Consider the following 11,646-nt stretch of genomic DNA (forward strand, 5'->3'; position numbering starts at 1 on the left):
CGCTAGCACAATACCAGGTTGTCGCGGTGAATCAGCTCTTCATCACCTTGATAACCCAGCAACGGCGCTATCTCAACAGACGGCCTGCCCATTATGCGCCGCGCCTCGTCCGCGCTGTAATTCACCAGGCCGCGCGCCACTTCGCGCCCCTCCTGGTCTACGCAAAGCACCATATCACCGCGCTCAAACTGTCCTGTCACGGCGTGAACACCCACGGGTAGCAGGCTACGGCCGGACTCCTTGAGCACACGCACCGCGCCGGCATCCAGTTCCAGGCTGCCCGGGATGCGCACCATGCCCGCCAACCATTGCTTGCGGGCGTTTTCCGACTGCCTGCCGGAGCGTAGCCAGGTGCCCAGCGCGTTCCCCGCCGCTACCTGAGCAACCACATCGGGATGGCGCCCGCTGGCGATGACCGTCTCGGTGCCCGAACGCGCTGCAAGGCGCGCAGCGCGCAGTTTGGTGATCATACCGCCGCGGCCGAGCGCCCCGCCTTCCCCCGCCATGCGATCCAGCGCCTCATCGTGCACGTCGCGGCTATCCACCAGCACCGCGAAGGGGTTGAGGCGCGGATCCTCCTCGTACAGCCCCTGCTGGTCGGTCAGCAGCAGCAGGGCATCGGCATCAATCAGGTTGGCCACCAGGGCGGCCAGGGTGTCATTGTCGCCAAAGCGGATTTCATCCGTGACCACGGTATCGTTTTCGTTGATGACGGGTACCACACCGAGGCGCAACAAGGTGGTCAGTGTGCTGCGGGCGTTCAGGTAGCGATCGCGCGCGGTGATGTCGTCGTGACCCAACAGCACCTGTGCCGAGACAATATCGTACCCGCGAAACGCGGTTTCATAGCTCTGTATCAGCGAGGACTGACCGACTGCGGCGGCCGCCTGCAGCTCATGCAGGCGGGTGGGACGCCTCGGCCAACCCAACCGCACCAGGCCGGCTGCGACCGCGCCGCTGGAGACCAGCACCACCTCTGCACCGCGTTCCCGCAGTGCCGCAATCTGGGCAACCAGACTGCCAATCATCGCCGCATCCAGACCGCGACCATCGTTGGTCAGCAGCGCGCTACCCACCTTGATGACCCAGCGCCGGCTGGCGGCAATTGTTTCGCGATCCTGTTCAGCCATCAGTGCACGTATTCCACTTCAACATCGTCGCTATCGTCGTCACTGGCGTCATCCTCCGGCTGGCGGCGGTGACGGGCGCGCAGGGCTTCAATGCGTTCGCGCGCTTCCTGTTGCATGCGGGACTGTTGCTCCGCCTCGGCTTCTGCCACCTCGGGGTCGGCGAGTTCCAGCGCTTTCTGCTCTTCCAGCGCCACCATCAGATCCTGGCACAGGCGCTTGGTGCCCGCGCCGCTGATGGCGGCGGTTTCATAGACCGGCCCCTGCCAATCCAGCGCTTCGAGCAAGGCTGCGCGACGGGCCGGGAGCTCATCCTCGGGCACCAGATCCACCTTGTTCAACACCAGCCAGCGCTGGCGGGCGGCCAGTGTGGGACTGAACCGCTCCAGCTCCCGCACGATGGCGAGGGCCGCATCCGCCGGCTCACTGTCGTCAACCGGCGCCATATCCACCAGGTGCAGGAGAATCCGGTTCCGCGTCAGGTGCTTGAGAAAGCGGATACCCAGCCCCGCGCCATCGGAGGCACCCTCGATCAGGCCGGGAATATCCGCCACGACAAAACTGCGGTGGGCGTCAACCTTGACCACACCCAGATTCGGCACCAGGGTGGTGAACGGGTAGTCGGCCACTTTCGGTCGCGCCGCGGAGATTGCCCTGATCAGCGTGGATTTGCCGGCGTTCGGCAACCCCAACAAGCCCACATCGGCAAGGACCTTGAGTTCCAGCTTCAGCGAGCGCTGCTCACCCTCAGTGCCGGGGCTGGTTTGCCGCGGCGCGCGGTTGGTACTGGATTTGTAGCGCGCATTGCCGAGGCCGTGCCAGCCGCCCTGGGCCACGACCAGCCGTTCACCGTGCGCCGCCAGGTCGCCGAGCACCTCGGCGCTGTCTTCATCAATGATGGTCGTACCAACCGGGACCCGAAGAATCAGGTCTTCCCCGCTCTTCCCGGTACAATTGCGGCTGCGGCCGGATTCACCGTTTTCGGCGCGATAGCTGCGCACGAAACGGTAGTCAACCATGGTGTTCAGGTTTTCGTCTGCCTCCATGATGACACTGCCACCATCGCCACCGTCGCCCCCATCGGGGCCGCCGCGCGGCACAAACTTTTCCCTGCGGAAACTCAGGCAGCCGTTGCCGCCGTTGCCCGCGAACACTTTGATGCTTGCTTCGTCTACAAATTTCATGGTTTGGCCGTTGCGCCCCTTGCCGGAGCGCGTTCGCCTTTGCGAACGTCAGTTACTCTAAAAAAAAAGCCCCGTCAGTTGACGAGGCTTTCTGTCTATCCGGCCAGGTGGTCCGCCTGATCAGGCGCTCACCACCTGCACATATTTCCGGTTTTTCGGGCCTCGCGTCACGAACTCTACCCGACCTTCCGCGGTCGCGAACAGCGTGTGGTCGCGGCCGCAACGCACATTGGCTCCGGGATGGAAACGGGTGCCACGCTGGCGGATCAGGATGTTGCCTGCCTGCACCAGCTGACCGCCAAAACGCTTGACGCCAAGGCGTTTGCTTTCGGAATCGCGACCGTTACGAGTACTGCCGCCTGCTTTCTTGTGTGCCATAGTCGCTAGCCTCCGTTACGCCGTGATTGCAGTGATTTTCACTTCGGTGAACCACTGGCGGTGGCCCGTTTCTTTCCGATAGTGCTTACGGCGGTTGAATTTGACGATTTTAACCTTCTTGTGGCGACCGTGGCTGACCACTTCAGCCGTGACCTTGCCACCCGCTACCAGCGGAGTACCGATCTTGACCTGCTCGCCGCCGACCATCAATACACGGTCGAATTCGATCGTGTCACCGGTGGCCACTTCAATTTTCTCCAGCTTCAGGGTCTCCCCCTCCACCACGCGATGCTGCTTGCCACCGCTCTCAATCACTGCGTACATTGCGTTCTCCGTTCAGTTAGCCTGCTCGCGACAGAAAATAACCCTGGATTATCGAGGGGGCAGAGCCAGGCACTAACAGTTCTCATGATTCCGTGGCATACGCATCAGGCGCAACTGCCGCGGAGGGCGGCGATTTTACTCAACTCACCCCGCTCGAGCAAGGATTATTTGTGCCCTCTGTCGACTCCACGGGCGGCGCAGCAGATGGCGCCAAGCTTGACACCCCCTCCCGACCCACCTAGCATGCGCGGGCATTTTCAACGCCCTCATACTATGCAGCAAATCCGCGCCAGCGTTGCCGGGGAGTTCGATCAGGTCAACCAGCTGATCATCCAGCAACTCCAATCCAACGTGCCCCTGGTCGAAAATGTCGGCCACTATATTGTGGACGCCGGCGGCAAGCGCATGCGCCCCTTGCTGACACTGCTGACCGCCAAAGCACTCGGCGCCTGCTCAGCGGGACACGTGACCTTTGCTGCCGTCATTGAATTCATCCATACCGCAACGCTGCTGCACGATGACGTGGTCGACGTCTCGCAGCTGCGCCGGGGCAGGCCTACGGCCAACTCAGAGTTCGGCAATGCCTCCAGCGTCCTGGTCGGCGACTTTCTCTATACCCGGGCCTTCCAGCTCATGGTGCAGCTCGACAACATCGAGATACTGCAGCACATGGCGGACACCACAAACACCATTGCCGAGGGCGAAGTGCTGCAGCTGACCCGCGCGGGCAATGCAGGCACCACCGAGCAGGACTATATCGACATCATTACGCGCAAAACCGCTGTGCTGTTCGCGGCGGCCTGCTACGGCGCCGCCGTGCTGAGCGGCACTGACGCGGTGCAGGCGGAAAGCCTGCGCCGTTTCGGTCTGCACCTGGGGCTGGCATTCCAGATGATTGACGACATGCTCGATTACGCGGGCGATGCGGACACCATGGGCAAGAATGTGGGCGATGACTTGCGCGAGGGCAAGGTCACGCTGCCGCTGATTCATATCCTGCGTACCGGGACCGCCGACGAGCAGGCTCTGGTGCAACGGGCCATCACTGAGCGCTCCGCCGCAGAGCTGGACGCCATCAGCGAGGCCGTACGGCGCTGCGCTGCTATCGACTACACGCGGGAGCGCGCGCGCGAGCATCACGACCTGGCGGTGGCCGCCCTCGCCGGGCTGCCCGCGGGCCCGGCACTGGAGGCCCTGCAGCAACTGACGCGATTATCCATCGAACGCGATCACTGAGCGCACGCCTGAATTGCAGGCCGGGTTAGCCCTGCCTATACTGGTCGCCAGACACAGCGGCGCGCACCATGGCACACACTCTGCAACTCCCGGACCTTCCCTCGTGGCACGAACTACAGACCCTGGCCGAGGGGATGCGCAGCACATCTGTCAGTGCCCTGTTCAACCGTGAAGTACAGCGGGCCGGCGATTTCACGGCCAGTGCAGCCGGGCTCACGCTGGATTACTCCCGTCAGCTGCTCTGTCGGGACAGCCGCGCAGCCCTGTTGCGACTCGCCGAACAGGCGCAGCTGCCCCGCCGCGCCCGCCAGCTGTTCAGCGGCGTCGCGCTGAACAACACCGAGGCGCGACCCGCGCTGCACACCCTGTTGCGCGCACGCACGGCACCCGCAGGACTGGAGGCCGAGTTCAGCCGCGTGGAAGATACCCGGCACCGTATGCGCCTCTGGTGCGAACGCATCGCTTCGGGTGAGCTTACCGGATACTCCGGGCAGGCCATTCGAGACGTGGTAAACATCGGCATTGGCGGTTCCGATCTGGGCCCACGACTGGTCACCGCTGCGCTCCCGGCCTGGCAGGGTCCCATACGCTGCCACTACGTGGCCAACGTGGACCCTGCGGACCTGCAGAGCACGCTGCGACAGGTGCAGCCTGAAACCACGCTGTTCATCCTCTGCTCAAAATCCTTCCGTACCCAGGAGACCCTTGCCAACGGCGAGGCGGCGCAGCACTGGCTGCGTTCCGCTGGAGCCGGAAATGAAGACTGGTCACGCCATTTCCTGGCCATTACCAGTAATCTCGACGCCGCGGCAGCCTTTGGCATTCCCGCCGACAATTGCCTGCCGCTGTGGGACTGGGTCGGTGGCCGCTTTTCCTTGTGGTCAGCAGTCGGACTGAGTATCGCCATCGGTATTGGCTGGGATGGTTTCAGCGCCCTGCTTGCCGGTGCCGAGGCAATGGACCGCCACTTCCTGGAAGCAGACAGTGCGCAGAATCTCCCGATCCTGATGAGCCTGCTGGAGGTGTGGTACTGCAATTTCTTCCAGGCCGCGAACCATGTGGTCCTGCCCTACGACCAGGGCCTGGAACGGCTCCCCGACTACCTGCAACAACTGACCATGGAGAGCAACGGCAAACGCGTGAGCCGCGACGGTGAGGTCCTCGGCTACGACACCGCTCCGGTGCTCTGGGGCGCCGCGGGCACCATGGGTCAACACTCGTTCTACCAGCTCCTGCACCAGGGCACACGGCTGTGCCCCGCCGACCTGATTCTGCCGCTGACCACCCCCACGGGAGAAGCGGCGCAGCACCGCCTGCTGGTCGCCAACGGGCTGGCCCAGAGCCGCGCCCTGATGATTGGGCGCAGCCAGGACGAGGCGCTCGCCAGCCTGCTGGAACGCGGCATGGAAGAAAGCGCCGCCCGGCAACTGGCGCCGCATCTGGTGATTCCCGGCAGCAGGCCACACAGCGTTATCACGCTGGATGCCCTCACCCCCCTTACCCTGGGGGCACTGCTGGCACTGTATGAACACCGCACCTTCTGCAGCAGTCAGTTGTGGGGCGTGAACGCCTTCGATCAGTGGGGCGTGGAGCTTGGCAAGGATATCGGCCAGAGCATTTTGCAGCGTCTGGACCACCCCGAGGCAGACAAGACGCTGGACCCGGCCAGTGAACGACTGATCGCCGAGTGGTTCAGGGCGCAGGCGGCGGCGCGAACAGCAACGGACTAGGCGTCGATCAGCGCCAGCAGGGTGCTGGTCTGCGTCCTCATCAGGTCGACATCACCTCGGCTTTCCACGTTCAAACGCACCACGGGTTCCGTGTTCGACAGGCGAAGATTGAAGCGCCAGTCCGCAAACGCCATGGATAGCCCATCCACCGAAGATTCCTCCAGTGCCTGCGTGCGATAGCGCTCCGCAACCTTCGCCAGCACTGCGGCAGGGTCATCGACACTGCGGTTGATCTCGCCACTGCAGGGAAACGCCGCCATGCATTCCGCAACCAGCGCCGAGAGCGGCATGCCACGGCGCCCGAGCTGGGCTGCAACCAACAGCCAGGGAATCATCCCGCTGTCGCAAAAGGCGAAGTCGCGGAAGTAGTGATGGGCGCTCATTTCTCCGCCATAGGCGGCGTTCTCGGCCCGCATCCTCTCCTTGATGAATGCGTGGCCGGTCTTGCTTTCCACCGCCCGCCCACCGAGCTTCTGCACGCGATCGATGGTGTTCCATACCAGCCGCGGATCGTGAATGATCGCCGCTCCCGGGTGTTGCTCCAGCGCCATTTCCGCCAGCAAGCCCACGAGGTAATACCCCTCGACAAACTCGCCGCGCTCGTCGAAGAAGAAACAGCGGTCGAAGTCGCCATCCCAGGCCAGGCCCAGGTCGGCGCCCTCGGAGAGGACTGAGGCGCTCGTCACAGCACGATTTTCCTGCAGTAGCGGGTTGGGCACGCCATTGGGGAAGTGTCCATCCGGCTCATGGTGCAAGCGGACGAACTCGAAAGGCAGATGCGGCGCCAGCAGGTCGACAACGCGCCCCGCACCGCCGTTTCCCGCATCCACCACGATACGCAGCGGGGGCAGCGCATCGACATCGACATAGGACAGCAGGTGTTCGATGTAGGCGGAGGAGGTGTCCAGCGGCAGGTAGCGGCCGTGGGTGGCCGCACGCGTAAAGTGATTGGCCTCGGCCAGCGCGCGGATCTCAGCGAGGCCGCTGTCGCCGGATATCGGCCTGGATTCCTCGCGCACGAACTTCATGCCGTTGAAATCCTTGGGGTTGTGGCTCGCCGTCACCACGATACCACCGTCCATTTGCGCGTGGCTGGTGGCGAAGTAGATCTCCTCAGTGCCACACAGCCCGATATCGTAGACATCCACCCCCTGCTCACGCAGGCCGTCCGCCAGGGCTGCCTTGATGGCTTCACTGGTGAGGCGGATATCGTGGCCCACCACCACTTTGCGCGGCTTGACCACCTCGGCATAGGCCCGGCCGATGCGCCGCGCGATCTCCTCATTCAGCTGGTCGGGGACGCGCCCACGCACATCGTAGGCTTTGAAACAGTCCAGTTTTTCCATGGGTCTGCGCTCCGCCTACGGCTGGGAATAGTAGTTTTCGTAGACGAAGTTGGTGGCCTCGACAAAACCCGGGACACTGCCGCAGTCGAACCGCCGGCCCGAGAATTTGTAGGCCATGACGCAACCCTGCCGTGCCTGGGTCTGCAATGCATCGGTGAGCTGTACCTCGCCGTTGGCGCCGGGCGGCGTCTCGCGCAGGATGTCGAAGATATCCGGCGTGAGGATGTAGCGGCCGATGATCGCCAGATTGGAGGGTGCAGAGGCGGCATCCGGTTTTTCCACCATCTTGTCGACGCGGTAAATGCCATCCTTCAGGCTCTCACCGGCAATCACGCCGTATTTGTGCACTTCCTCCATGGGCACTTCCTGAATGGCGACAATCGAGCAGCGAAACTGGCGATACAGTTCCGCCATCTGGCTGAGCACGCCCGGCCCATCATTGATACAGAGGTCATCCGACAGCACCACCCCAAACGGTTCGCTGCCGATCAGGGCCTCGCCGGTCAGTATCGCGTGGCCCAGGCCTTTCATCTCGCGCTGGCGCACCATGGTGAATACGCCTTTATCCAGAACGTTGCGAATGCTTTCCAGATACACTTCCTTGCCGGTGCCGGAGATCTGGTGCTCCAGCTCAAAGCTGATGTCGAAGTGATCCGCGATACTGCGCTTGCCGCGCCCGGTCACCATGGCACAGGTCGTCATGCCCGCCGCGATGGCCTCTTCCACGCCGTACTGCACCAGCGGTTTGTTCACGATAGGCAGCATCTCCTTGGGCATGCTCTTGGTCGCGGGCAGGAAGCGGGTGCCATAACCGGCAACCGGAAACAGGCATTTCTTGATCATGAGCGGCTCTCCTTGCGTGCCTGAGTGGCCTTTTCGCGGCCATATACATCCTCAAAACGAACGATATCATCCTCGCCAAGATACGTCCCTGACTGCACCTCAATCAGCTCAAGAGGAATGCGTCCGGGGTTGGCGAGACGGTGCTTGCGGCCAAGCGGGATATAGGTGGATTCATCCTCGCCGAGCATGAAGACCTTCTCTTCGCAGGTCACCTCCGCCGTGCCGTGCACCACGATCCAGTGCTCGGCGCGGTGGTGATGCATTTGCAACGACAGCGTCTGGCCCGGATTGACGATAATACGCTTGACCTGGAAACGGTCGGCACTGACCAACGTTTCATAGGAACCCCAGGGGCGATACACACGTGAATGCAGTGATGCCTCTGGACGCGATTCGGCCTTCAGGCGGCTGACAATACGCTTGACGTCCTGCACCTGGTCGCGGTCGGCCACCAGTACGGCGTCCGCAGTCTCCACGACGACAAGATTCGCGACACCCGTGGCCGCCAGCAGGCGGGACTCGCTGCGGAAATAGCTGTCACGGCAGTTGTCCAGCATCACATCGCCCTGGCTGACGTTGCCCTGCGGGTCGCGCGCTGCCACTTCCCACAACGCCGACCAGGCGCCGACATCGCTCCAGCCGCAGTCCAGCGCGATCACGCCGCCTTCCCGGGTGTGCTCCATCACCGCGTAGTCGATACTGTCAGCGGGACAGGCAGCGAAGGCTTCTGCTTCGGGGCGAATGAAGTCCATATCCTGCGTCGACTCCTGCATTGCCCGCCGACAGCTGGCCAGCATCGCCGGCTGGAATTCTGCCAACTGCGCCAGGTAGGTTTCCGCCCGCAGCAGAAACATGCCGCTGTTCCAGAGGTAGCTGCCGCTCTCCAGGTAGGCCTGGGCGGTGGCGCTGTCGGGCTTCTCGACAAACGCGTCGAGGGTGTAGAGATCATCCCCCAGCGCCGCGCCACAGCGGATATAGCCGTAGCCGGTTTCAGGCGTATGCGGCACCACGCCAAAGGTCATCAGGCGGCCAGCGCGGGCCAGCGGCAGGGCCCGGGCAACCGCCTCGGCAAAGGCCTCCACCTGCTGGATCAGGTGATCCGCGGGCAGCACCAGCAACACCGCCTCGGGATCCTGTGCCAATTCGTGCAGCGCCGCCAGCGCTACCGCCGGTGCCGTGTTGCGCCCCTCAGGCTCGAGAATCAGTGCGCCGGCCTTGATGCCGACCTGGCGCAGCTGCTCGGCGACCATGAAACGGTGTTCTTCATTGCACACCACCACCGGCGCCCGTGCCTGCAGGGAACCGGTGCGCGCCAGGGTCTGCTGCAGCATGGTCAATTCGCCGGCGAGGGGCAGAAACTGCTTGGGGTGAAGCTCCCGCGAAACGGGCCACAGGCGACTTCCGACGCCGCCGGAAAGAAGTACGGGTGTCAACATGGCAGATCCTGTTGCGTTGGGCGACACGGGCTACAAGCAGCCGATGCTCGCTGGAACCCACTATCTTACTTGATGGACAAAGCGCGAGGCCAGCGCGCCCCGGCATCGGCTCCGGTCTCACCAGTCTGCATACTCATGCACCGCCAGCACCCCGCGCACGCCAGCGCTGGACTTGTGCCCCGCAGGGTTTAGAATGACGCCCTGACACACACGCCCTGCCCGATCATCACGCGGCCGACACCGGGGCCTGACGCCCTGCCCGGACTCCAGGGCCCGACTGGACACACTATGACCGCACAAAGCGCATTCACGAAAGAAGAACTGGTCGCCTGCGGCCACGGCCACCTCTTCGGCCCCGGCAACGCCCAGTTGCCGACCGACAACATGCTGATGCTGGATCGCATCACCCACGTAAGTTCCGAGGGTGGCCGCTACGGCAAGGGGGAAATCGTCGCCGAGCTCGACATCCACCCGGACCTGTGGTTTTTCCAATGCCACTTCCCGGGTGACCCGGTGATGCCCGGCTGCCTGGGACTGGATGCCATGTGGCAGCTCGTGGGTTTCTTTCTCGGATGGCGCGGCAACCCGGGGCGGGGTCGCGCACTGGGCTCCGGCGAGGTGAAGTTCACCGGGCAGGTTGTCCCCAGCGCAAAGAAGGTCAGCTACCACATCCACATGAAGCGGGTTATCGAGCGCAAGCTCATCATGGGCATAGCCGATGGCGTGGTATCGGTGGATGGTCGCGATATCTACACAGCGAACGACCTGCGCGTCGGGCTGTTCACCTCAACGGAGTCTTTCTAATCCCATGAGCAGACGGGTAGTCATTACAGGGCTCGGTATCGTGTCCTGCCTGGGTAACGATGCCAAAACAGTCACCGAGGCGCTGCGGGCCGGGCGCTCCGGCATCAAGATTCGCCAGGAACAGATTGATATGGGGATGCGCTCCCATATCGCCGGCGCACCGGATATTGTTGTCGCTGATCACATCGATCGCAAACAGCTTCGCTTCATGGGTGATGCTGCCGCCTATGCCTACATCGCCATGCAGCAGGCGATAGCGGACTCCGGACTCGCCGAGAAAGACGTATCCAATGTGCGCACAGGTATCATCGCCGGGTCCGGTGGCGCCTCATCGGCAAGCCAGACCGAAGCGGCCGACATTCTGCGGGAAAAAGGCCTGCGCCGCGTGGGCCCCTATCGGGTGACCCAAACCATGGGGAGCACGGTATCAGCCTGTCTCGCCACGCCCTTCCGGATCAAGGGCGTGAACTACTCGATTTCATCTGCCTGCTCCACCAGCGCGCACTGCATTGGCAACGCCATGGAGCAGATTCAGCTCAACAAGCAGGACATCGTGTTCGCGGGCGGCGGCGAGGAGTTGCACTGGACACTGAGCAGCCTGTTCGACGCCATGGGTGCGCTGTCCACCAAGTACAACGATACGCCGGAGCGCGCCTCTCGCGCCTACGACGCAAACCGGGACGGATTCGTCATCGCGGGCGGCGGTGGCATGCTGGTGCTTGAAGAACTGGAACACGCCCTCGCACGGGGTGCACGGATCTACGCCGAGTTAGTCGGCTACGGCGCCACCTCCGACGGCTACGACATGGTGGCGCCCTCTGGCGAAGGCGCCGTACGCTGCATGCAGCAGGCGCTGGCTACGGTCAGCGGCCCGATCGATTATATCAATGCCCACGGCACCAGCACTCCCGCCGGCGACATTCAGGAACTGAAGGCGGTGCGTGAAGCCTATCGCGATCGCGATCACATTCCCGTTGTAGGATCGACCAAGTCACTCTCGGGGCACTCTCTGGGTGCCGCCGGCGTGCAGGAGGCGATCTACTCCCTGCTGATGCAGCAAGCCGGCTTTATCGCCGCCTCGGCCAATATCGAGACCCTGGACCCGGAAGCGGAGGGCCTGCCGATCGCCACCCAGCGACACGACAACGTGGACCTGCAACGCGTGATGTCCAACAGCTTCGGCTTCGGTGGCACCAATGCCTCGCTCGTGTTCCAGAAATTCACCGGCTGAGCAGGCA

Annotated in this window: 11 protein-coding genes; 4 read left to right on the plus strand and 7 right to left on the minus strand. The window is 63.2% G+C overall.

All coding sequences use genetic code 11. From position 1 onward, the window contains the following. Positions 1 to 2 precede the first annotated feature (2 nt). The 4 genes from proB to rplU form a co-directional block, all read right to left on the minus strand. Positions 3 to 1,130, minus strand: coding sequence for a glutamate 5-kinase (gene proB / locus R3E49_RS07870; RefSeq protein ID WP_371294551.1), 1,128 nt, complete (start codon positions 1,128 to 1,130; stop codon positions 3 to 5). Then, positions 1,130 to 2,311 carry an Obg family GTPase CgtA gene (gene cgtA, locus R3E49_RS07875; protein WP_371294552.1) on the minus strand — a complete coding sequence of 394 codons (1,182 nt, stop codon included), beginning with the start codon at positions 2,309 to 2,311 and terminating at the stop codon, positions 1,130 to 1,132. Before cgtA ends, proB begins: the two co-directional genes overlap by 1 nt. A 120-nt stretch (positions 2,312 to 2,431) precedes the next feature. Further along, complete coding sequence (rpmA, locus tag R3E49_RS07880) at positions 2,432 to 2,689, minus strand: 50S ribosomal protein L27 (protein WP_290742705.1); 258 nt, start codon at positions 2,687 to 2,689, stop codon at positions 2,432 to 2,434. A gap of 15 nt (positions 2,690 to 2,704) precedes the next feature. Further along, positions 2,705 to 3,013, minus strand: a complete 309-nt coding sequence (gene rplU, locus R3E49_RS07885) for a 50S ribosomal protein L21 (protein ID WP_371294553.1) — start codon at positions 3,011 to 3,013, stop codon at positions 2,705 to 2,707. Positions 3,014 to 3,286: 273 nt separating this feature from the next. Between rplU and R3E49_RS07890 the strand changes: the two genes are divergently transcribed. Together R3E49_RS07890 and pgi are read left to right on the plus strand one after the other, a co-directional pair. Further along, the gene (locus R3E49_RS07890) at positions 3,287 to 4,249 is read left to right on the plus strand and encodes a polyprenyl synthetase family protein (protein ID WP_371294554.1); all 963 of its coding nucleotides are present in this window, start codon (positions 3,287 to 3,289) and stop codon (positions 4,247 to 4,249) included. Positions 4,250 to 4,317: 68 nt separating this feature from the next. Beyond that, entirely contained in the window at positions 4,318 to 5,979 is a 1,662-nt protein-coding gene (pgi, locus tag R3E49_RS07895) for a glucose-6-phosphate isomerase (RefSeq protein ID WP_371294555.1), read from the plus strand. Here the strand turns inward: pgi and R3E49_RS07900 are convergent. From R3E49_RS07900 to R3E49_RS07910, 3 genes are read right to left on the minus strand one after another with little or no spacing between them, the layout of a single operon-like run. Continuing rightward, positions 5,976 to 7,325, minus strand: coding sequence for a phosphomannomutase (locus R3E49_RS07900; protein WP_371294556.1), 1,350 nt, complete (start codon positions 7,323 to 7,325; stop codon positions 5,976 to 5,978). The genes pgi and R3E49_RS07900 overlap by 4 nt on opposite strands. Positions 7,326 to 7,340: 15 nt before the next feature. Beyond that, positions 7,341 to 8,168: a UTP--glucose-1-phosphate uridylyltransferase GalU gene (galU, locus tag R3E49_RS07905; protein WP_290742690.1), complete on the minus strand. Its 828-nt coding sequence runs from the start codon at positions 8,166 to 8,168 to the stop codon at positions 7,341 to 7,343. Further along, entirely contained in the window at positions 8,165 to 9,604 is a 1,440-nt protein-coding gene (locus R3E49_RS07910; protein WP_371294557.1) for a mannose-1-phosphate guanylyltransferase/mannose-6-phosphate isomerase, read from the minus strand. The genes galU and R3E49_RS07910 overlap by 4 nt, the downstream gene beginning before the upstream one ends. Before the next feature lie 288 nt (positions 9,605 to 9,892). Between R3E49_RS07910 and fabA the strand changes: the two genes are divergently transcribed. Together fabA and fabB are read left to right on the plus strand one after the other, a co-directional pair. After that, positions 9,893 to 10,408: a 3-hydroxyacyl-[acyl-carrier-protein] dehydratase FabA gene (gene fabA, locus R3E49_RS07915; protein WP_371294558.1), complete on the plus strand. Its 516-nt coding sequence runs from the start codon at positions 9,893 to 9,895 to the stop codon at positions 10,406 to 10,408. A gap of 4 nt (positions 10,409 to 10,412) precedes the next feature. After that, the gene (fabB, locus tag R3E49_RS07920) at positions 10,413 to 11,639 is read left to right on the plus strand and encodes a beta-ketoacyl-ACP synthase I (RefSeq protein WP_371294559.1); all 1,227 of its coding nucleotides are present in this window, start codon (positions 10,413 to 10,415) and stop codon (positions 11,637 to 11,639) included. The last annotated feature ends 7 nt before the right edge of the window (positions 11,640 to 11,646 follow it).

Source organism: Haliea sp. (assembly GCF_041395985.1).
In the GTDB taxonomy this organism is placed as follows: domain Bacteria; phylum Pseudomonadota; class Gammaproteobacteria; order Pseudomonadales; family Halieaceae; genus Haliea.